The sequence below is a fragment of the Rhizobium binxianense genome, assembly GCF_028994275.1.
In the GTDB taxonomy this organism is placed as follows: Bacteria; Pseudomonadota; Alphaproteobacteria; order Rhizobiales; family Rhizobiaceae; genus Rhizobium; species Rhizobium binxianense.
Genome location: NZ_CP118713.1, coordinates 1,582,684 through 1,604,672, shown reverse-complemented (window position 1 = coordinate 1,604,672; position 21,989 = coordinate 1,582,684). Strand labels below are relative to the sequence as shown.

At 57.0% G+C, this 21,989-nt stretch carries 19 protein-coding genes and 1 pseudogene; 12 read left to right on the top strand and 8 right to left on the bottom strand.

Annotated features, from left to right (window positions below; translation table 11 throughout):
• Positions 1-496: 496 nt before the first annotated feature.
• The gene (locus tag PO860_RS08030) at positions 497-1,966 is read right to left on the bottom strand and encodes a xylulokinase (RefSeq protein ID WP_272782672.1); all 1,470 of its coding nucleotides are present in this window, start codon (positions 1,964-1,966) and stop codon (positions 497-499) included.
• Between the two features lie 218 nt (positions 1,967-2,184).
• Between PO860_RS08030 and PO860_RS08025 the strand changes: the two genes are divergently transcribed.
• The 5 genes and pseudogenes from PO860_RS08025 to PO860_RS08005 all read left to right on the top strand — a co-directional run bounded on the left by PO860_RS08025 (position 2,185) and on the right by PO860_RS08005 (position 7,208).
• Positions 2,185-3,066: a helix-turn-helix domain-containing protein gene (locus tag PO860_RS08025; protein ID WP_272782673.1), complete on the top strand. Its 882-nt coding sequence runs from the start codon at positions 2,185-2,187 to the stop codon at positions 3,064-3,066.
• A 145-nt stretch (positions 3,067-3,211) separates the two neighbouring features.
• Positions 3,212-3,890: pseudogene (locus tag PO860_RS08020) on the top strand (type 1 glutamine amidotransferase domain-containing protein).
• Between the two features lie 484 nt (positions 3,891-4,374).
• Positions 4,375-4,674, top strand: coding sequence for a putative quinol monooxygenase (locus PO860_RS08015; protein ID WP_126828447.1), 300 nt, complete (start codon positions 4,375-4,377; stop codon positions 4,672-4,674).
• A 124-nt stretch (positions 4,675-4,798) separates the two neighbouring features.
• Positions 4,799-6,028 (top strand): MFS transporter, encoded by a 1,230-nt coding sequence (locus PO860_RS08010; RefSeq protein WP_125850720.1) that lies wholly within the window; start codon positions 4,799-4,801, stop codon positions 6,026-6,028.
• A 76-nt stretch (positions 6,029-6,104) separates the two neighbouring features.
• Positions 6,105-7,208 carry an NADH:flavin oxidoreductase/NADH oxidase gene (locus PO860_RS08005; protein ID WP_272782676.1) on the top strand — a complete coding sequence of 368 codons (1,104 nt, stop codon included), beginning with the start codon at positions 6,105-6,107 and terminating at the stop codon, positions 7,206-7,208.
• 180 nt (positions 7,209-7,388) lie between these two features.
• Here PO860_RS08005 and PO860_RS08000 read toward each other — a convergent pair whose 3' ends face one another.
• Both PO860_RS08000 and PO860_RS07995 read right to left on the bottom strand, forming a co-directional pair.
• The gene (locus PO860_RS08000) at positions 7,389-7,565 is read right to left on the bottom strand and encodes a hypothetical protein (protein WP_272782677.1); all 177 of its coding nucleotides are present in this window, start codon (positions 7,563-7,565) and stop codon (positions 7,389-7,391) included.
• Between the two features lie 119 nt (positions 7,566-7,684).
• Positions 7,685-8,923: a flavin monoamine oxidase family protein gene (locus tag PO860_RS07995; RefSeq protein ID WP_272782679.1), complete on the bottom strand. Its 1,239-nt coding sequence runs from the start codon at positions 8,921-8,923 to the stop codon at positions 7,685-7,687.
• A 96-nt stretch (positions 8,924-9,019) separates the two neighbouring features.
• Between PO860_RS07995 and PO860_RS07990 the strand changes: the two genes are divergently transcribed.
• Positions 9,020-10,549 (top strand): cation:proton antiporter, encoded by a 1,530-nt coding sequence (locus PO860_RS07990; RefSeq protein WP_272782681.1) that lies wholly within the window; start codon positions 9,020-9,022, stop codon positions 10,547-10,549.
• A 61-nt stretch (positions 10,550-10,610) separates the two neighbouring features.
• Here the strand turns inward: PO860_RS07990 and PO860_RS07985 are convergent, their stop codons facing one another.
• From PO860_RS07985 to PO860_RS07975, 3 genes are all read right to left on the bottom strand, one after another.
• On the bottom strand, positions 10,611-13,472 hold the full coding sequence (locus tag PO860_RS07985) for an ATP-binding protein (RefSeq protein ID WP_272782682.1): 2,862 nt from the start codon (positions 13,470-13,472) through the stop codon (positions 10,611-10,613).
• Positions 13,473-13,620: 148 nt separating this feature from the next.
• Positions 13,621-15,912, bottom strand: a complete 2,292-nt coding sequence (locus PO860_RS07980; protein WP_272782683.1) for an FdhF/YdeP family oxidoreductase — start codon at positions 15,910-15,912, stop codon at positions 13,621-13,623.
• Between the two features lie 183 nt (positions 15,913-16,095).
• Complete coding sequence (locus tag PO860_RS07975; RefSeq protein WP_272782684.1) at positions 16,096-16,413, bottom strand: hypothetical protein; 318 nt, start codon at positions 16,411-16,413, stop codon at positions 16,096-16,098.
• A gap of 266 nt (positions 16,414-16,679) precedes the next feature.
• Between PO860_RS07975 and PO860_RS07970 the strand changes: the two genes are divergently transcribed.
• The 6 genes from PO860_RS07970 to PO860_RS22300 all read left to right on the top strand — a co-directional run bounded on the left by PO860_RS07970 (position 16,680) and on the right by PO860_RS22300 (position 20,061).
• Positions 16,680-16,925: a BON domain-containing protein gene (locus tag PO860_RS07970; protein WP_273885055.1), complete on the top strand. Its 246-nt coding sequence runs from the start codon at positions 16,680-16,682 to the stop codon at positions 16,923-16,925.
• A gap of 178 nt (positions 16,926-17,103) precedes the next feature.
• Entirely contained in the window at positions 17,104-17,373 is a 270-nt protein-coding gene (locus tag PO860_RS07965; protein WP_272782687.1) for a hypothetical protein, read from the top strand.
• A 132-nt stretch (positions 17,374-17,505) separates the two neighbouring features.
• Positions 17,506-17,772 (top strand): DUF982 domain-containing protein, encoded by a 267-nt coding sequence (locus PO860_RS07960; RefSeq protein ID WP_272782689.1) that lies wholly within the window; start codon positions 17,506-17,508, stop codon positions 17,770-17,772.
• Positions 17,773-18,228: 456 nt separating this feature from the next.
• Positions 18,229-18,495 (top strand): hypothetical protein, encoded by a 267-nt coding sequence (locus PO860_RS07955; RefSeq protein WP_272782690.1) that lies wholly within the window; start codon positions 18,229-18,231, stop codon positions 18,493-18,495.
• Positions 18,496-18,746: 251 nt separating this feature from the next.
• Entirely contained in the window at positions 18,747-19,001 is a 255-nt protein-coding gene (locus PO860_RS07950) for a CrpP-related protein (RefSeq protein ID WP_272782691.1), read from the top strand.
• Between the two features lie 769 nt (positions 19,002-19,770).
• A complete protein-coding gene (locus tag PO860_RS22300; RefSeq protein WP_411196500.1) occupies positions 19,771-20,061 on the top strand; it encodes an HNH endonuclease in 291 nt (96 codons plus the stop codon).
• 19 nt (positions 20,062-20,080) lie between these two features.
• Here the strand turns inward: PO860_RS22300 and PO860_RS07945 are convergent, their stop codons facing one another.
• Entirely contained in the window at positions 20,081-21,013 is a 933-nt protein-coding gene (locus PO860_RS07945; protein WP_272782713.1) for a competence protein CoiA family protein, read from the bottom strand.
• 121 nt (positions 21,014-21,134) lie between these two features.
• A complete protein-coding gene (locus PO860_RS07940; protein ID WP_272782692.1) occupies positions 21,135-21,908 on the bottom strand; it encodes an SOS response-associated peptidase family protein in 774 nt (257 codons plus the stop codon).
• Positions 21,909-21,989: the final 81 nt, after the last annotated feature.

Here is a 21,989-nt window from a genome sequence, read left to right as displayed (position 1 = left end):
GTGTGGCGACCGAGGCTTTGCACACTTATCACTATCAGTAGTCTATACGATGTAAGAAAAGCCGGGGGTTAAAACCGGTAAATAGTAGCGGCTGCTACCCCAGCGAGCACGAAATGCCGACCGTTCGGAAGTAACTCTCCATCCGTGGAAACGACGGACTTGTCGGCTGGATGGCCGACGATGGTGAGGCGGTTGTGATCATGACTGCGAGCAATCCTGTTTTGCGGTTTGGGCACAAACCGATCGAGCACGTCATACCAACGGCACTCGGACGCTATCGCAAGGGCGGCGATGGCGCATGATCCGCTATTGCGGAAGGATTCTCAGATATTGCTCTTTTGCTTCGGCGCGATGGGATGGGAAACGCGCCGGGAACGTTGACGGGTCGCCACGCAGTTGCGCAGCGTCCGGCGGGGGACTGGTCTACATCGCATGCTGCGGGCAGCGGACCGCCACCTGACGCAACGGCGCACCCGATCTTCGCGTCGGTCGCTAGTCAGAGGACGGATGTTACGTGGCGTCGGCTGATGTCTTGGGTGGCCGCGTACGAGTCCTTTAAAAGCGCCATGCGGACCTCGTGATAACCTCTGCGAGCCAGATCAGGCCGGAACTCTCTTTCGAATTGGACAATGCGGCTGGCGGCATCGGCGATCGAGCCCGCTGCACCTATTCCTGCAAGGGCCATGGCCGCAGCCCCGGTCGCCGCCGCATCCGCGCTTCGTACACATCGAAGCGTTCGACCGAGCACGTCAGCGCGAATCTGGTTCCAAACGTCCGAAGCAAATCCGCCGCCGCCGCAGTTCAGGATCGACGGAGAGCTGTCGGCGGAGCGCTCAAGCGTCTCTAGCGCCCATTGCGCCGAATATGCAACGCCTTCCATAACCGATCGCACCAGGTGGGCGGGACCCATGGAGGAGTCGAGCCCTAGGAATATACCTCGCGCGAATGGGTCCCAGAGCGGCGCCCGCTCGCCATCCAGATGGGGGATGAAAAGCGGAATGCGTTCCTGTCCACTCATAGCGGCTGCCAGAACACAGAGTTCGTCGATGCTTCTACCCAGGAGACGGCTGAGCCACGCTAGCGACGCGCCTCCGGATTGTATCGGCGCGGCATGCAGTGTGATTTCCTGATAGGTAGGAAATGCTGCAACTCCCGGCGTCGGAACGCGCTTTGGCGATACGATCCCCAGCACGTCACTCGTACCGCTGAGATACATTGCGCTTCCAACTTTCCCGACATCGACGCCAAACATGCCACTCCATGCGTCCATAGTCCCGACAATGACGGGCGTACCCGCACAGGGCAACCCCGGCAAGACGCGTCCCACGACATGTGTGAAATCACGCAGTGGGGGCAGGCGTTGCACTGCATCCGGCACGAGATCAAGAAGCGCCTTGATGTAATTAAGTTGTCCGTCAACCAGACCAATAGATGCTATCGCGTCCGCCGCAACCTCTCCCGTCAATCGTGCGATGCAGTAGTCCTTCGGCAGGATGACGGCTCGCGAGCGGCCCCAGATGTCCGGCCTGTTGCGTCGCATCCATTCCATACGGCTGAGACAATGACTGGCGTCGATAGGCAATGGAGCACCCCACCATGCAATCCGACTCTCAGCGCCCACTTGCCCATCCAGTTCGGCGGCGATGTCGGCGCATCGCAGGTCCTGCCAGACAATCGCCGGAGCGAGTGGCGTTGCGTTGCGGTCAATGAAGACGTGAGTATTTGCCTGGGAGCATATGCCGATAGCCTGTAGCCCCCCGAGGTCAAAATCGCGCTCGAAGCCGGCAAGAGCCTGAATGGCCACCCTGATCCAGTCATCAGGTTCCTGCTCGACGATCCCTGGAGCGGGACGCGCGGTGGGATACGACTCGACATAGTGCCCCAGTTGAGTGCCCGCCCCGGTCACCAGCACCGCCTTAATGGCGGTGGTGCCGATATCGATGCCGATAACAGTTTTATCACTCATGTCCGTTCAACCTGCCTTTCACGTCGGCTCGGACGCTCACTGACCTCACGGCGGATAGACTACTACTTGCCTCCCCAAGGTAAATGCTGCGAAGAATTCTACTGAGTCCCTGGTTGGTGAGGTAACGCATTGCCTCGGTCGCTCCCAAGTCGCTTCCCAATTGCGCCAAGTAAACGAATGTGATCGTATGCGCTACCGTGATGATGAGGGTGCGAAGCATGAATAAGCTGCCTGCCTCTTATGCCAGAGGACGCGTGATCCTGAGTTCCTCCGGTAGGCGCTGGCAGGGTGTCCAGGCCGAACTTCGCTTCCATCCCGCGGGCGAGAGGCCACCTGGTACAATCGACGTAAACGAGATCTGTGTCGTCATGCGCGGAACGACGGTGGTAACCCGTCAGGCCGAGGGTGTGCGTGAACGGATCGTAGGGGCGCCGGGAACGATCGGATTAAGCCCCTCCGGGATACGAGAGGACTTTAAATCGATCTCTCGTACCATAGACGAGATGGTACACATCTATCTGCCTGCACCATTTTTATCAAATCTCGCCGGAACGCTCCGCAGCGATGCGTCATCGCCTTCTATCGACTATCATGCCGGCTTTCGTGACCCGCTCATCGAGTGCATCGCGACGGAATTCGTCAGGGAACTAACTTGCGAGACCTGGGGCGGGAGTTTGCTCGTCGAAGCCCTCTCGGACGCGTTAGCTCTGAGGCTCCTGAATAGTCACGCGGGTTTTGGGATTGACCCTGCGCGCAGCGCAATCGCATCACCAGGTCTCGACTCAAGGCGCCTCCAACGCGTGATTGACTATATCGATGCTAATCTCGCAGAACCGATTACCTTAGACGATCTGGCAGCTGTGGCCTCGCTGAGCCGCTTCCATTTCTCGCGCATGTTCAAGATTGCAACCGGCCAGTCGCCCAGCACCTTCGTCGGTCACCGTCGGCTGGAAATGGCCAAGGTACGACTCGCGGCCGGCCTTTCGATCGCCCAGATCGCATTCGATTGCGGCTTCTCGTCTGAGTCAAATTTCGTCCGGTCCTTCAAACGCGTCGGCGGGATGACACCGGGCGAGTTCAGGCGCATGTCCCGCCAGTGATGCACTACTGATCGACCGGTTATCACGGCGTGTGCCGCAAAGGACCTCAACTGCGCACAGACGGAATAATGTGCAGCACGCAGTGACCGTGCGAAGCTAGTCCAGCAAGATAGAGTGGTGCCGCAGCTGAGCAGGAGGTGGCACTGTGAAGATTGCAATCGTTTTGACATCGCACGACCAACTTGGCGACACGGGCAAGAAAACGGGCTTCTGGTTGGAAGAGCTTGCTGCACCGTACCTCCTGTTCCGAGAAGCCGGCGTCGATATCACGTTAGCCTCACCGAAGGGCGGTTTTCCGTCGCTCGACCCCAGGAGTTGCGAAGCCGCCTATCAGACGGATGATGCGCGGCGATTCGAAAACGATGCGTCCGCCATGGCGTCGCTGAAAGCCACGCGTCGGCTGTCGTCGATCGCCGCAGTTTGACGCAGTGTTTTTCTCAGGCGGCTACGGTGCGCTCTGGGACCTGACGAATGATCCCGACGCGCTGTCCTTGATCGAGACGATGCTGGCGACGAGCAAGCCGGTTGCGCTGGTGTCTCATGCTCCAGGCATTCTCACCAACGTCAGGACCCCGGATGACCGACCAATAACCATGGGACTCGAGGTGACCGGCTTCACGAACTCTGAGGAGTCCGTGATGCAGTTCAGGGAGGTGGTGCCTTTCCTTTTGGAGGATCTGCTCAAGAGCCAAGGAGCGAAGTTTTCGGCTGCGGAGGACTTCAACAGCTATGTCATTCGCGATGGCCTTCTGGTGACCGGCCAGAATCCTTCGTCGTCGAGGACCGCAGCGATCACCCTTCTGATTGCGTTGCGAACCGAATGAAAAGCGGTCGGAGCAGTCAATTGCGTGAGCTGCGTAGTGCAATCCTATCGAAGAGACAGCCGCTGTTCCGCGCCAAGCGCAACAACCGAGAAGAGGCGGATCCGTGACTTTTGGATGTTGCCCGCACTGGCAGCCGACGGTTTCCAAAGGTCTTGAATAAGAGCCGAAACCTGAACCCATGTCATTCTTTTTGCGGTTGAACGGATTAGAAACGACGGCCCTGTTATCGTAAGGCCCCGTCTCCAGTTCTTCGACTGCGGTTGGCTTCAGCAGCTCGCGTCGTACGCTTCCATCGTCGTCTCGCCGAAGAAGACGTTAGGCCGGGGTTTGGCCCAGCGGCTTCTATCGACGTAACTCTTGAAGCCGGTATCGTTTAACGCTTTTTTACCGTGTTTTACGCACGCCTCTCAAGTCGACCGGATAGTGTGTCTGTCGGTTGTCGTCGCATCCGTGATGGGTGGGCGGTCGGATCAAAGGACACCATATGACAAACGTCAAAGTTTACGCGGTTCTTACGGCAAAATCCGGGAAAGAAGTAGAATTGGAAGACTTGCTAAGAGGCATGGCTGCGCCTTCGCGGGGAGAGAAAGGTAACTTGCGCTATGATCTTTGGCGAGACGCCGCGGAGCCGAGCCGTTTCATCCTTGACGAGATGTACATCGACGCGGAGGCCAACTCCTCTCATCGTGAAACTCCTCATTTTCAAAACTACGTGGGCAAGATCGGCGAACTCGCGGATCGATCCGTTTATACCGTGACAGCCGTCGACGTGACTGACCTATGAGCATGAGATTCACTGCATTTTACAACGCTTAATTACACTCGATCGATATCCGGCGTGAAGATAACGCATCCAGTTACAGGGACGGGTCCGAAACACTTTTCCCACCCCATTAAGGATGCGACCGATGCTCGACAAAGCCTATCACGCTCAATGCGCCGCGGTTAACGTTCATTCCTCCGATCCCGTGGAGCGCGGGCGATGCCGCCTGACACTGCTGTCGCTGGCTTTGGGCAGTTTCTGCATTGGCACCTCCGAATTCGCCAGCATGGGTATCCTCCAACTGTTTTCCGAAAGCCTGGGGATAAGCATTCCTACTGCGACGAACGCCGTGACTGCCTACGCTTTCGGAGTGGTCATCGGCGCACCACTTGTCACGCTAGCGGCTGCACGATTAAACCGTCGCACCCTGCTTCTCATGCTCATGGCGCAGTTCGTATTGGGGAATATCCTGTCCGCGCTGGCGGCCAACTTGGAGATGTTCGTACTCGCTCGTTTCATCAGCGGCATGCCCCAAGGTGCATATTTCGGGGCAGGAGCCGTTGTAGCCACCTACGTCTACGGCCCTGGCCATACCGGCAAGGCCTTTGCTCTGGTGATGATGGGACTGACCGTGGCGACCATCGTCGGCTCCCCCCTCGCGACGTTCCTCGGCCAGACCATCGGCTGGCGAAACACCTACTTTGCGGTGTCGGGCCTCGGCGCGCTATCGTTCCTGGCGCTAATGGCGTTCGTGCCGAAAACCCACGCTCTGAACGGTAGCTCCGTCATACAGGAGCTTAGCGCTCTGCGTAAAGGAGCAGTATGGATGACCATGCTCGTCGCCGCTCTCGGCGTTGCGAGCATATTTGCGATCTACACTTTCGTAGGACCGTTAATCACGGATGTCGCCATGCTGGAAGCAGGATGGATCCCGATTGCACTTACAGTTTTCGGACTCGGGATGACTGCAGGCAATTTTCTTGGCGGTCGTCTCGCCGACACGTATCCGGCACGTGGTCTCCTGCTCGGATTTGGCGTAGCAGTCGTCGTACTCGCAGCACTGGCGACTTTCGGGTTCAAGCTTCCCGTCCTATTCGCCGGTTTCTTCCTGGTCGGCGCAACAATGTTCACCGCGATACCGACTATCCAGGTCAGACTGACTAAATTCGCTCCCGAGGCGCCCACCCTTGTAGGCGCGATGAATTTGGCGGCACTCAACCTGTCCAATGCGATCGGGGCATGGTCGGGTGGCTTCGCGATTGCGAGCGGCTTTGGCATTCTCTCCTCCGCTTGGGCGGGGTTTTGCCTCACGCTCACCGGTCTCGTCATCTTCACCATGACGCTCACTCGCCGTCCTAATCTGGCAGCCGCCTAGACCGTCACACATCGTGGTACCTTAGCGCATAAGGACAAACGTACGGCAACAGGAAGCCGTGTTGGGAGCAGCAACAATGTCCAAGCCAAAGCTTTTCACGCCCATTGAAATCAAGGGCCTCACATTGGCCAATCGGATCGTCATCGCGCCGATGTGTCAGTACTCCGCCGAAGAAGGGAACATGAACGAATGGCACTTGATACATCTGGGCAAGCTTTCCCTCTCAGGCGCAGCGCTCTTGACGATCGAGGCAACTGCAGTTCTCCCGGAAGGACGGATTACCTATGGAGATCTCGGCCTCTACAGCGATCAGAATTACGCGGCTATGAGCTTGACGCTCGAGAGCATCCGGCGGTGGTCGGACATGCCTATCGCGATTCAGCTCAGTCACGCCGGCAGGAAGGCGTCGACCGAAGTTCCCTGGAAAGGTGGCGGCCAGTTTGCTCCAACTGACGGACTCGGTTGGCAAACATACGGCCCGTCGGCGATCTCCTACAACGCTGATCAACAACCGCCCGTCGCTTTGGATAAAGAGCGACTGAAACGCGTTCGCGATGCATTTGGAGCTGCCGCGGCGCGAGCCGACAAACTCGGTATCGACATCGTGCAACTTCACGCCGCGCACGGTTATCTACTCCATCAGTTTTTGTCACCGTTAGCCAACCAACGCACGGACGAATATGGCGGGAGCCTCGAGAACCGAATGCGCTTTCCCTTAGAAGTTTTCGATACGGTCAGCGCAGCATTCCGTGAGAAGCCGGTTTCAGTGCGTATCTCTGCAACGGATTGGGTTCAGGGTGGCCTGACGCTTGAAGAGTCGCTTGTTTTCGCACAAGAACTCGAAAAGCATGGCGCTGGCGCGATACATGTGTCCAGTGGAGGCCTCCATCCCGCCCAGAAGATCGCAGTAGGGCCTAGCTACCAGGTCCCGTTGGCTCGAGAGGTGCGGAAGGTCGTCCACGTTCCCGTGGTCGCGGTTGGCTTGATCACCGGCTACGATCAAGCCGAAGCGATCGTCGGGACTGGTGACGCCGACATGGTAGCCTTGGCAAGAACTATCCTATTCGATCCGAACTGGCCGTGGCACGCTGCAGCGGAGCTGGGTGGTAAAATTCGTGTACCAAACCAATACCTTCGCTCGCAGCCCAATCGGTATCGCGGTCTTTTTGAGACGGAATAACACGCAGCTCCACGGTAACATCAACGCAGAAAGGAACTCAGGATGCCCCGTCATTGCAGATTCCGGGATTATGCAGAAAATGGCGCGGGGACATTTTCTCGGACGAATGAAAGCTAACACTCACGGGTGCATCCCACTCAGAGCTGTCCGGGAAGGCTCCATTTTATAGATCAGGCCAAGTCAGAGACCCAAGCCGTTCTTGTTGAGGAGTGATTGGCAATGGTCGGCGGGCGCATGGACGCCATTTCTGTTGGTGATCTTGAAAACGGCAATTGGCATCGTCAGCCGGGCTTCGTCTTCGCAGAAGGCGTAGGTCTCCAAAGGTCGGTGGCCGCTGCGGCCGTCGACGCTGAGCACGCCGCTGGCCGCGTTGCCGCAAATTAGCGAAGCCTCGGAGCGGATCGGGGTTCGGGTTTAGAAGAAAATGTCGAAATCTTGAAAGCCAACCTTATTCGCTATGCGGTCAGTCCTGCCCACTAGGGAGCGACTGCTTTAGGATAGCACGCCGCGAATTCTTGAACTGCCCTGATGCCACTCTCCCATGCACCGTGAGCTGTAGAGAAGTCGAAACGACTTGTCGCCTCGCCTGCAAAAAACAGTCGCTCGCTCACTGGTTTTGCCAATGTCTCGCGGTCTCGAGCGCAGCCGGGCAATGCATGGCTGTATGAGCCGTGGATCCATTCAACGTTGCACCATGAAGAGGACGAAATTGGCTTGAGGTATTTTTCAATTTTACCACCGAGCAGCGCCGTCAACTCCTCGATGGCAAAGGTGAAAGCTTCGAGAACTCCAGCGTCTTCGATCGCGATCGCGCCAGGGCCGCCAAAAAATCCCTCAACGATCGGGCGACCAAGCGGTCGGATGTAGTAACTGCCCGTTTTGTCGTTTGCGGGATTGCCCAGAAGATGAGTTTCCGCCTCCAGACCATGATTGCCTTCAAGGTGGAAGAAAAGTTTGTCCGCCAGGCCAAGCGGCAGGTTCCCAGCCGCATGCAGGTGGTCGTCCATTTCCGCATCGAATTCGATAAGGGCTCTGGCAAGCACGGCTGTCGAGACAGTCACGATTACCGCCCGGGAATCAACTGTTCCGCGATCGGTCTCTATCCTGACGCCGGTTCGGGTTTGCCGCACCTTCCTGGCAGCGCAAGATAAATAGAGAGGAACAGGCGGCATACTCCTTACCAACAACGTTCCATATCCTTCACGCACCCGCAAGTTTGACTGGGTCGCGGCCTTGTCGTAGGCAAGGAAATCCTCGACTGAGAGGCTATCGAGCGGCGCACCGTTGAGATATCCGCTTAGAGACTGACAGTAAGCGTTCCACTTCCCAGCTGGGTCAAGGGCATCCGAAGCTCGGTCAGAGGCCGGTGGGTCTCTTTCCATCTGTTTAGACATTCCCGCCCAAGCCTCAAGGGCAGCTTTTCGATCATCGGGAGCAAATCCGAGGTCCCGCCATTGATCCTGCCAAGCGGTGCGACCTTCTACGACATCGAAGCCTTCAGCCCTTGCCATATCGACCAGCGGATTGCGTTCACCAGAATGTAACCAGCCACAACCCATGTCGAGTGGGAGACCATAGATCTCGTTGGTCCAGGCTCGGCCGCCGACGCGGCTGCTTGCTTCAATGACAACTACCTTTCGACCCAGCGAGGTCAGCATACGGGCCGCGGAAATACCAGCTGCCCCAGCGCCGATTATTGCCACCTCGAAGTCCATAACGCGCTCCGTTAATTTTGGTGAAATTGGCCGCCGGATGCTTATGACTCGGGCTACCGAGACTATAACGCCTACAGATCTTTGTTATGGTACATCATGAGCTTTTTCGAAACCCTAGTGGCGCTTCTGGCAGTCGCCGTATTTCTGTTGCAGATCACGAGGCGAGTCCACCTGCCCTATCCAGGCATCCTTGCCGCGGCTGGCGTAGCGGTCGCGATGGTTCCCGAAGCACCTAACATCCCGATTGATCCCCATACAGCGTTGGCGCTTTTTATCGCGCCTGTCCTCGTCGACTCCGCCTATGACTTTCCTATCGGCGCTGCGAGGCGCATGCTCCTGCCGATCTTTGTTTACGCCGTAGTAGCCGTTCTCGCTACCACGGGTATCGTCGTTGCTATCGGCACGATGACCGCCGGCCTCCCCCTAGCGGTTGCCGTCACTCTTGGCGCGATCGTCGCTCCTCCGGACGCTGCGGCGGCAACCGCCGTTCTGTCAGGACTACCCGTCGATCGCAGGGTGGATACGCTGCTCAAGGGCGAGAGCCTGTTCAACGACGCGACCGCCCTTTTGCTGTTCAGCGCGGCTCTGAACGTCCATGCCAGTGGCGGGCTAGGGTCGGCGACCGTTATCAAGATTGCGATCGCGGCACCGGGTGGGATACTTTTCGGTATCGCATTCGGTTATCTTCTTTCCAGACTCAGGCCACTTACGGAAAACACGGTAGGCGGGACGCTTCTCCAGTTCGTTTACGCGTTCGCAACCTGGTTAATCGCCGAGAGACTGCATCTGTCGGCGGTATTGGCTACCGTATCAAGTGCTATGACTATCGCCACTTTGGCGACTGTCAACGACTCCCCCCGGATGCGCGTCCATTCGTTTGCCGTATGGACGACCGTGGTTTTTCTCCTGAATGTGGTAGCGTTCTTGCTGATGGGCCTGCAGGCGAAAAGCATCGTTCAGACAATGTCTCCTGATGAGCTAGCCCGCGCGGTCGGCTTCGCCACGATTGTCGTCATCAGCGTGATGGTTTGCAGAATGGCGATTGCTTTTCTCTTTCATGCGGTAGTCGTGTACCGACACAAAAGAGGCGGTTACCTCGCACCATTCCGACATGGAGAGACTATGCTTGTGGGGTGGGCCGGGATGCGTGGCCTCGTCACTCTTGCGACTGCCTTCGCTCTCCCATCAGATTTCCCCGAGCGCAACTTGGTAGTACTCGCGGCGTTTGCCGTTGTGCTTGCGACGCTTGTCATCCAAGGGGGGACGCTGGCTCCGATGATCCACCTTCTCCAGCTAGGCCGCCAGACGGCAGTCCGAAAGGAGACCGATGTGGCTAGAGCCGGCCTTGCTGAAGCTGCGGTCGCAAGGTTGGCCTCAGAAGAAGGACCCGAAGCAGCAGCACTCATAGCTCAGTATGCCAAGACCGCAGCGGACCCCGGCGGCCTGTCGGACGATCGACGCCGCGAGCTATTGCGCGCTGCGACCCTAGCGCAGCGCCAGCGCCTCGATGAACTTAGAGACGCCGATCTCATCGGCGCGACGCAATATCTGGAATTGCAAGAGGACCTGGACTGGCAGCAGCTGGCGGCCGAGTCCGAGAAAGAAAGGCGGATAACGGAAAGCTAAAGGGAAAGTCTCTCGTTGAGGCTCCTGCTGGTCGCCATTTTCGAGCAGCCGTAATCAGCGGTTATCGAGAAGCCGCGACTCCCACAGTACTCATGAGATCTGAGCTGTTGAGATCATCAAGCACTTTGTTTGCACGCTGCAGATCGGGCGTGACAAAACCGTCAAGGAATTGGCCATATACCGGCTCGAGCACTGTTTTCGCATCATTAATCTGAAACTTTTCCAGGAGAAGCGAGGCGAGGTCCGTCGCGGCCCGTAGCCGCCAAGCCCAAGAACCATGGTCTTCCGCAATCGCCAGAGCCCGCGACAGAGTTGAATGTGCATCGTCATCGCGACCTTTCGACCGTTCTTCGATTGCCTTGAGACGAAGCAATTCGGGAAGCATTGAGCGTTGCGGGCCGATCTCGAAGACGTAATTCAGAATGCGAGCCGCTTCATCCACGCATCCGATCGCGTGAAGCGCTCTCGTTAGAAGCGCGTAGTAGACATGCCTGCCGTGCTGAGGGAGGCCAGTGCGGAGTTGATCGAACGCCCGCATGATCGCATCAGGATCTCTTCTTGACCCTGAAAGTGCGTCGAAGGCTTCCGCATAACAGACGGCAACCGGGGTCCAGGTTGGCACCTCATACCTGTCGATGGCCTCCCTCAATTTGGCGAGACACTGCCCGCCGAGTGCATAGTCGCGGCATTCGCTGAGTATGAAGAGAATACCGCGAGTGAAGCAGTATATCAGCGTCCAACCATGATGTGCCTCCAATGCCCAATGGGCTGCGGTCTGGACCCGACGTAATCCGGTTCCCGGCCTCTGCGAGCCGAGCCATTGAGCCGCACCCAAGGTGTTTTCGGTCCTGATCCGAATATCGGCGTCAAAGCGAGACGCGGTCCCATCCGAAGCGTTCCGTATTTGCTCACGGAGCCGTTCAAGTCGAGCGATAACCGCCGGGTAGTCGCTCTGGATAACATCCATCTCGGCGAGAAGGGTCTCGTGCTCCCACAGAGCCGGGCGGTTACCGCTTTGCATCGCGGCGTTCTTCAGCTGCGCAAGTGTCTCCTGCGCTGCCGTTCGATATCCTGGCAAAAGTCGATAGCTAGCCAGCGCCACAAGTCCCTGGCACTCAGCGTCTTTGTCACCGACATCACGCGACAGCTTTATAGCTTTCTCGAAGGTGGCAATGGCCTTATCGGTATCAGTCGAGATAAATCTGGTGACCGCGGCCAGCCCCAGGAGGAGCTTCAGCTGGAGCGCGCGCTCTGAGCAAGATATCCGGTCATACGCTGCAAGAGCCTCTTCGCAGTTCCTTCTTGCGTCTTCGATCATGGAAAGTTCATGCCAAAGGGGAAGGCCGATCGCCACGAGCCTCAGCCCGAGCAACGTGTCACCATTCTGATTGAGAGCCCAGGTGATGGCCTTGCGCAATTCTTCTGCGCGGGTTGCATAGGTCGCGTACCACTTTTGAGCCGGGAGTCGTGCCCTCTCGGTTATGGACTTCTCAAACACCTCTAGAACATAGCGAGCGTATGCCGCCGAAACTTGTTCAACTTCCCCTGAAGTCTCGAGCAGGCTGGCAGCAAATGCTCGTGTGCTGTCCAGAAGGCGATAGCGCATCTCGTCGGATGCGTGCTCGATGCTCAACACCGATTTCGAGCGAAGGCCCGCAAGGGCGTCGAAGACAAGGGCGGGATCAAACTGGTGGTGATGTATCACACGGAGAAGTGCACCGGCTTCGAATGGTTGCGCGAATATCGAGGCGGCGCGGAGGACGGCCGCCTCGGTTTCGGTGAGCATTGCATAACTCCACTCCAGCGTGGCGAGAAGAGTCCGCTGCCGCGGCGGGGTCTCAAGCTCGCGGCCTGTAAGTCCAGCAAATCGGTTGTCTAGTTCTCTGAGAACATCGGCCGCCGCTTCGACCAACAGGCGGGGCGCGATAAGTTCGATCGCAAGCGGCAGACCGTCAAGCCTCCGGCAGATCTCTGCGACTGTTCCTGCGTCCCCGTCCGTCAGTTTGTAATCGCCCGCCTCCGAAGCCCGTTCAACTAGCAGCTTTGGAGCGGGATATGCCAGGACTTTCTCCGCGGCGGGAGCTACGTCTGCCGGTGGCACCCCCAGGGGCGCTAGCCATACGACTTTCTCGTGCTTGGCGCGCAGAGCTTGTCGACTTGTGCAAAGGATCCTCACGCTCTCGGTTCTTTTGAGTACCACGTCGCATAGATGCGCCACGGCATTGCTCACATGCTCGCAGGTATCTAACACCAGCAGGGTTGCACGTTTGGCGAGGGTTGAGGAAATGGCATCAAGTCGGTCTTGACTACCTGAATTGATGCCCAGGACGGCCGCAAGTGAAGGTATGACATATTCTTCATCGGTAATCCGCGACAGATCTACAAACGTCACAGAAACCTCTTCTTCGACAAGCCGGGCGACAGCAACAGCCACCGTTGTTTTGCCTATGCCTCCTGCCCCGACGATGTTGGTTAGCCGGCCGACCCCGACGGTCTTGCACAGCTCGGCGATTTCGTCAGCTCGGCCAATGACGTTACCTAAGTGAGGAATCTGTGTGCTCGCGATGCTCTGTGGGTTACCCTCATCAGACGCAACGCTCTCGGCTTCGTCGCTAAGCCAATAACCCCGGTTTGAAAACGTCCTAATATAGTTGCCTGTCGCCGAGTATTTTCGAAGGGTTCGCCGCAGCGAGGCGATTGTGACCTTGAGATTGCCGTCCTCAATGAAGATGCCTGGCCATGCCGCGTCGAACAGGTCTCGTTTTGTTACGACCTCTCCTTTCTTACGCGCCAGTGCGATGAGCAATTCCATTGCTCGGTTGCCAAGGCGCACCTCTTCCTCGTCGTGGAACAAACGGCGGAGCTTGAGATGCAGGCGAAAAGGCCCGAAGGTGACCATCTCAGGCGGTTGCCGTGGTGCCATCAAATTCTCCTGCAATACGGAGAGCTGCTTGCGAAAGCAGCGATTGGACACGTCTCACGGGAAGACCGGACAAACAAAGGCCTGATGTGCAAGAGACTGCCCCCTCGCACCAATACCGCACAATACCGCTGGAGTCATCCGCCTGATGTTAGCACGCCCTGGCGACTGCGACCGGAACTCCTTTGTAGGAGGGCGTTCCGGAGGTGCGGTCGAAGTGCTTCAATGGCACCAAAGCATTCAACTCGGGATAATATCCGGCGACAGAACCCGATGGAATGTCGTAGGCAACCGCGGTAAGCCGCTGCACTTTACGATCTCGTTCCTCCGCGTCAACGAGGCACCTTATATCGACGAGGTCGCCGTCACTGAGGTGTAGCGCGGCCAAATCGACCGGATTCATGAAAAGTACGTCCCGTCGGCCAAATACCCCACGATACCGGTCGTCCATTCCGTAAACGGTGGTGTTATATTGATCGTGGCTTCGGATCGTCGTCAGAAGGAGAGCGTCTGGCCGTGTCGATAAGGGATCTTCAAGGAGGCCTCGAGCGACCAGGAAGTTTGCTTTCCCGGTGCCGGTGTTCCACCGACGGAATGATGCGGCCACATCCAGACGAAACCCTCCCGGAACTCGGACTCGCTTGTTAAAATCGAAAAACTCCGGGAATACAGCTTCAATTTTATCTCGGATCCGGCTGTAATCCGCGATCAGCCCATCCCAGTCGATCCAATACCGCCCACCAAGTGTGGCCTTGGCGATGCCGGCAATGATTGCCGGCTCCGACTTCAACATCTCCGCCGGCGGCTTTAGAAAGCCCCTCGACGCGTGAACCATCGACATCGAATCTTCCACGGTAACGGCCTGGGGACCCGAGTCTTGCGTATCGAGATCCGTTCGACCCAAGCAGGGAAGTATCAACGACGTTCGCGCTGTAAGCAAATGCGATCGGTTCAGCTTAGTAGAAATATGCACTGCGAGATCAAGTTTACGCATCGCCTGAAACGTCGCAAGTTGGTCCGACATGGCGACGGCCAGGTTCCCACCGAGGCAGATCAGCGCTTTCGAACGCCCTTCCGCGATCGCATGAACAGCCTCAATGGCGTTGTGTCCCTTTTCGCCGTTAGGCCTAAAGCCGAAAGCCTTCTCCATTCCCTCCAGCAGCGCCTCAGTCGGGATCTCTGTAATCCCAACGGTGCGGTCACCCTGAACATTGGAGTGGCCGCGGATCGGGGCGATCCCAGCGCCTTCCCGACCGATGTTGCCGCGTAACATGAGCAGGTTGGCAACCTGCTGTACGTTTTCGGTTCCGTGGGCATGCTGAGTCAGCCCCATCCCATAGCAGACGATTACGTTTTTCGCCTTCACGTAGACATCGGCTGCGCCTTCGATTGCTTGGCGGGTGAGCCCGCTAACTGATTCGATATCAGCCCAGCTCGTCGACTCTATGTCCGCCCGGAGTCCGTCGAATCCAACCGTGTGCTCCGCGATGAAGGCACGATCCAAGACCCCCTCGCCTCCGCCCGCAATCGCCTCGGCGTCGCGAACGAAAATCGCCTTCATGATCCCCTTCAACGCTGCCAAGTCACCTCCGACACGGACCTGATGATAAGCGGAGGCTATACGCGTCGATGACATTGTAGCCATCTCAAGCGGATCTTGAGGTGCTGCGAATCGCTCGAGCGCACGTTCCTTGAGCGGGTTGAACACTATGATTGGCACGCCGCGACGCGAGGCCTCATGCAGTGTCGACATCATCCGGGGATGATTGGTACCGGGATTATGTCCGAAACTGAAGATGGCGTCGGCATGATCGAAATCCTCCAGCGTTACCGTACCTTTGCCGACACCGATCGACATCGGCAGCCCAACGCTCGTGGCCTCGTGACACATATTGGAGCAATCAGGGAAGTTGTTAGTCCCGAATGCGCGGACGAAAAGCTGATAGAGGAAGGCCGATTCATTCGAGGCCCTTCCGGACGTGTAGAACTCCGCCTGGTGAGGGCTGCCCAGATGATTAAGCTCACTCGCGATCAATTCGAACGCGGTCTCCCAAGCAATCGGTTCGTAGTGATCGGTGTCGCGATTATAGTGCAAGGGAAGCGTAAGCCTCCCAGCGTCTTCTAACTTGTGGTCTGTCCATTCCCACAGCGCCGCCACGGTGTGTTGTTCGAAGAAAGAGGCATCCGTCCTTTTGGCGGTCGACTCCCAGGTGATTGCCTTGGCCCCGTTTTCGCAAAATTCGAACGACGAGGTGTGTTTGGGATCCGGCCAGGCACAACCTGGACAATCGAAACCCTCCGGTTGGTTGGCCTTTAGCAGCGTTCGTGTGCCCTGCGCGATGATTTGTTGATGGGCAAGGGTCTTTGCTACGGCTTTTAGCGCATCCCAGCCGCCGGCCGGATGGTCGTAGCGCTCAATGCCTTCTGGTCGCTTTTCCTTCACGGGATCCTCGTGCCAAATATAAGTTGAAGCTTGAACTCTATCAGCACATCACACGTAACGCACATTATACCGCGGCATAGTGAATCCGAGCGATATTGGAGGATGATCCGCGGGAATTGAATACTGCCCGCGCAATCACAAACCTCGGCCCATAGCAGCACTGCTCTAGCCTGAGAGAGGATTTCAGAAGTACCGAATTACCGAATAACCGGCGATATATCCAAGAGGGAACATTGCCGCTACAATGTAGCCAGGTCGATAGGTCGACGTCATGGCAATGATGCTGGTTACTAGCTCGGCTGCAATTCCAGCCGCGAGGACAGCTGGAAGGGCATTCGCCGCGAATGCGCCTGGGCCATCCCCTGATCCTATGGAAAAGAAATAGACAACAATCATTGCGACGGTTGCCGCCATAAGCGTCCATCCCTGTCGCCAGAACGCAAGCGCGACAAAACCCACAATGTACGGCAAAACAAAAAGGATAAAGAACAACATCAGCATACCAACTCTTGCTATTTCGGAGAATAAGATCCTCGCGCTGGGGGCACCGGCAGAGGGTCGCGAAAAACGCTAGCACTATCGAGCGCCACTAAAACCTTACTCTAGGGCGGCAGACACCTATATTGAGCGAGATTGGCGAACCAATGCCTCATGAAAGGACTCCCAGGTCGACTGCGGAGCCGCCCACAGCGCCCTCGGACCTAAGTCCCGGCTCCGAACCAAATTGGTTTCGCTCTGTTTCCTTCATATCATGAAGGAGGACTGCCATGACCTTTGAGCCAGAAAGCCTAGCCTATGATCAGCTTGCGAGCGTGCAGGCCGCTGTGTCCGCGGAACCAGAACTGGAAAGCTCGTCCATCTCTGTAAGCATGGTGGGCAGAAGCGTCCTGTTGGAGGGCTATGTGGCCGGCTACGGTGATCGGGAGAAGGCGACGGCGATTGCAGCTTTGATCGCTGGTCCGGAGAACGTGCACGATAGGATGCAGGACCGCGACGCAACGACAGATAGCTAGCCACACACAGGGAAGAAAGACAGAACTGGCTCCTATTGCACAGTCCGCGCGGCGGGCACTTCGATCAAATTACCGCAGTCCTCATGGATCAATGGCGTGTTTCTGCCCACGGTCAGGGTGACTCGCGAACTCCATCCTAAGCCTTCGAAGGATTTCCTCACGGGAGTGGGCCCTGCGAGTGCAAGTCTACGACACGCGTCACGAAGCCCTGATGGTCTGGAGAAATCTTCAGCTCATTACATGCGTCGACGATGATCGCCTCGAGGAATTCGATATCGTCACTGTCGATCGCGAAATCAGAGAGCAGGCCCAATTCACACACCCGCAGACAAAGGCAGAGAGCGTCAACATCTCCCAAGCTGGCCCCAAAACCAACCGAGTCATCATAGCGCGAACGCGCCCGCAATCTACCGAAATTCAGATCGTCTCGAACGATGCGAAATGGTGAAGCACCCACTCCCTAATAGGGGGATGCCTTCACACCCGGTCACTCCAGGTAATCAATCGTCAATTACGAATTTCGAATACACGCGTATATTAGCCCTCGGGGATTGCGATCCCTGCCCTGAGGTCGACGATAATGGACTGGGACGCAACGTCTGCATTCACACCCGTCGGGCTGGCTCTGCGCGGTCAGCCAGCTCATAGGATCGTACGCACCCTCCGTGACGCCGCATATATGCTGCTCAAGGACTGGCCTTCCGATGACGGCGAAGAATATGTCACTGCGGTGAAGGCTTGCGTCGATGCGATCAGCGGTCAGATCGCTCCGGAGCAATTTTGGGACGCGTTCCTACGTGCGGCCGATGAAGCCGGCATCGCTGCTCTGACTGTCGTTCACCGATGACTACGAGAAAAGAAACGGGTGGTAGCGAGTCGCTCCTTTTGACCTGATCATCGATGCAGGCCCCAATTGATGCCTATGGCACGCTACGGACAGAAGCCGCCTATCTGGCACAATTGCAAGGGCCTACGAGTTAATGGTTCAGTTGGGCGTAAGCGCAATCGGAGCGCGGCGCTCTCCCCATCCCTCGGGTATCCGAGGTTGCTTCCAGCCTTCGAGCTGTGACCCGGGGTTCGAATCCCCGCCCCGACAACCAAGCCCCGGCGTTTTCTCGTGGGGCTTTGTCTCAGCTTCCCATGGTGTGTCCAGGCACGCGTCTCAATCTCGGCGATGCAATGGTTCGATCGAGCTGATCGAGAGTGGTTGCCCCCCGGAACAAGGATTTCTTAAACGGGTTTTCCTAGCAGCGACTCGGTCTGTTCGAGGTGAGCCGACCGGGTTTCCGGTAGAGGCACGCTCATGGTCGAGGACAGAAAAATCATCCGAAAGCGCAAATGGCTTGCCACGGTGCGGGGTATTGTCACGCATAGCGTCGGCGGCCCTGAAGTAGAGCATGCTCCATGTGATATGCTGCTTGGCAACGCCATTCTTCGTGTCGCCAGGTTGGATCAGTCTGTTTGCAGCACGGCGGCTGCAACAGTCACACTGGACGGCATTGAGCTTGATTGCGAAGATTGCAGGCGGCTCGCCCTGAAATACGGAGACCGTCTCGAAGTTCGCGAGTAACGACATCATATTCCTTTCGACCGCGCCTCGCCTTCTTTAGAGGATTGGCTCCGGCCACTCGAACTCTGGCGTTCGCACGACTGTGCCTGTTGCTGACGGCCGCTTTAGGACGTCATCTTTCGAAGCGCTTCATCGTAATGGCCGAACCACAGGTGTCACCACTCCCAACTGTGCCAAATTAACCCATATTTTAGCATTCACTTGCATGCGCGAACTACGATGCTACCGTCGTCGACATCGTGGGGGCGCGTATGACAATCGAAGAGCTGATTGATTTGCAGGAAGCAGGCGCAAGGGCGCGGGTGCTCGGATTGAAGGCTCACGAGAACCCCTACCTCGCGCCCCATAGGATGCCAAATGGAGATGCCAGTGCTCTCGGCGATTGGCTTGCCCGTCACGACGCGTGGAAGTTCGGTTGGGAAGCCGAGGACGCTAGCCGCGAGGGTAAAATCGTTACCCACTTCCAGGAACTGATTTCGGCCAAACGACGTGCGCTCGATGCTTGACGTTCTAATAGTTGCCGGTCGTTGCGATGTCAGAGTTGCAATTTAATCCGAAACCCGTCATCAGGCGGCCCTGCCGTCGTCTATTACTGCAACAAAATGCGACGCAGCTCGGGGCGCTCCGACTTCAGGTCGTAGAGCGCCCTTCCTTGCATTCTTCGGCCTCTCGCAGTTACTAATGAGGACCTAGTCGTCCGGTGACGGCAAGGAATATTTGCAGCCGTCAATTGCGGCGTCGACGCAATTAGCGAGGCCTCGGAGCGATTCGGGGGACCGGCTTTAGAAGAAAATGTCAAAATCTTGAAAGCCAACCTTATTCGTAGCGGCTATCGTCCAACTGCTCCCCAGACCGCGTAACTGAGGAGTGCCTCGACCTAGGGGCAAGGAGTGGCTGCCGTCTTGGTCGCATGAGGCCGAGACGGCAGCACCGCGCCGATATGCAGTGCCGAGTTGACAACCGGACCGGTCTTGCTAGCTTGGGATCGGACGGAGGCAAGATAATAGCTTGCTTGGGGTCGGTCGAAGGCCCGTCAGCGTAGCGCGGATATCGACGCGTCGTACCGTTCAAAGACTGCCGAGTGACGCATTTGATGCGTCGTCTTGTGCGAGGAATATCCTCCCAACTGAGGGGCGACTCTTATAGTCGCTGCACGTCCGCTTCAGCAATGAAGCGAAGGACGTGGGACTCGTGAAATCAAAGAAGCGAATACACTATCTGAGAAGCAAGGCCGCCGAGAGCCAAGGGTGGCTGTGCTACTACTGCTCCTTTCCCATGTGGGAAAGCAACCCGGAGGCTTTTAAAGCGCGCTATTCCTTACCTTCTCGGGCAGTCCGGCACTTCCGCTGCACTGCAGAGCATCTAAAGGCTCGATGTGATGGAGGCCGCGACATCGAGGAGAACATCGTTGCCGCCTGTCATTATTGCAACAGAACTCGTCATCGGAAGAAGCGGCCGAAAGATGCCGCTTCTTATGCCAGCTTTGTCCGTTCTAGGATCGACAAAGGTCGATGGTATCCTGTCTGGTTAAGGCAACAGATGTCTGAGGCTGACGTGTTGCGGTAACTAAGCCAGGGTGGTCGTGCTACATACCTAGCTCGCTGGCTGAATAAACAGCCCATTCAGGTTGATCTCCCATCTCCACTTCAATTGCCTGTTTCCAGTCTGGGGTTATCTGAATTGGAAACGAACTTACGATTTCCTCGGAATGTCGGGCCTCCACTTCAAAAAACTCCCCGACAATGCTGTCGCATCGGTAGCACCCATTGCTCATGTACTGTCGTTCTTGGGTCTTGCTGAACCGCTTTTTCAGGCGGCCCATTTTCGAGTTTCGAGGTAGATGGCTGAATACTTTATCAAATAGCGCTGGATACTCACCCAATTGCGGGACCGAGAAGCTGTTCGTATGGGGACCGAAGACCACGTCAACTCCCGTCACTATTTTCGTGATCGCGCGGCATTGCCTCTTCCAGCACTCGATCTCCCCCACTCGGATATGAGCAATTGCCCTGCCCTGTGAGGGTAACCCAAATCGGAACCGGCGGCCAAATACTGCATCCAGCAACGCCTCAACAGGCATCTCCTGGGAAAATGCCACGCGGGCGGAATAGGTCCCATCGTGTTCAACAATCTGCGCGGCGGGCAGAGCTTCAGTCGTTGGGAAGCCTGGCTGCTTGAGCAGCCAAAGGCAACGAATTCCGGATTGCCGGTATCTCTCCTGCCTTCTCATCGTTTCATCGTTGGTTTGAGATGACCATTGGATTTCGATTGCGACTCTGGCGCTGTTCTTTTGCGCCAACATGTCAGCTATCCATGTTTCACCTGAAGGACTAGCCCCTGCAACCTCTGTCTTCGCGTCCCATCCATGCCGGCGAGCAACCTCGAGGGCGATACGTTTCAGTCGAAAGTGAGCTTCCGTTTCCGGCGCTGTCGTGCAATCACCAACCGCTTTGTGCACGAAATGTGGCGTTCCCCGATGGGACTTCCGTAAATTGACCTCTGCCGAACAGCAGGGCATTCGAAGCAAACGGCATTTGCGGTTTTGCTCAGTCAGTGCCTGCCATGCCTCCGGAGACAAATCGAAGGAATAAAGATCGACACCGGCCTCATCGACGCATCGCAGGGACATGGCAATTGGCCTAGAGAAGGTTCGGCTGGGACACGGGCTCCCCTGTGGTGGTGACGATGGTCGAGCCATAGGGTTCGCATGACGTCACCATGATCCTGTCGTTTGGAAGCGGCCGGGCGAGCGCCTTCGCTTCCTCCCACGGTGCACGCATCCAAACGTCCACTTCTTCCTTTGTCAGCAAGAGAACCGGCATAGCTTTCTGATGGATCGGCTTGACGATGTCATTGGGATCGGTCGTCAGGAAGGCGTAGAGGTCGTCGGTCGTCAGCCCGTCCTTGACCTTCCGGACACTTTGCCACTGCGGGACATGTACCCCCGCGAAGAACATCAGCGGCTTGCTTTCGTCCCGGGCGAACCATGCGTTCGGCGTGCTTCCACCGTCCTGTTTGCTGGCGGGATCGGGCTCGGCAAAGCTTGTCACCGGCACCATGCAACGGCTCTGGACACCGAACCATTTCTTCCAGTGCGGGAGGTTGAGATTTCGAATGTTGGTGACACCCTTGTCCGGTTCCATCCGTATGAGCAGGTCCATGTCGACGGGCTTGCCCTTCTGCCGCAGTTTTTCGGCCCTCGCGTCGGCAGCCTGCTTGATGGCGAAAAAAGGCGATGGCAATCCCCACCGCGCATGAACAAGCTGCTTGCGGCCGTCGGCCGTGTTACGGACGATTGGTCCCGCCTGATCCGGGTTCATTTGGTAGGCAGGCCTCAGGTTGATCAGGCTCTCGGCATCCTGGGCCCATTTGCTGACCCAGTCTTTGTCCTCCATGCGGTAGAGATTGCACATGCAACGGCCTCCGTTTCGCTGGTCAACAGCCTATGCCTTTCGGAAGTGACGTCAAATATTAGCAAACACGCGATATTGCGA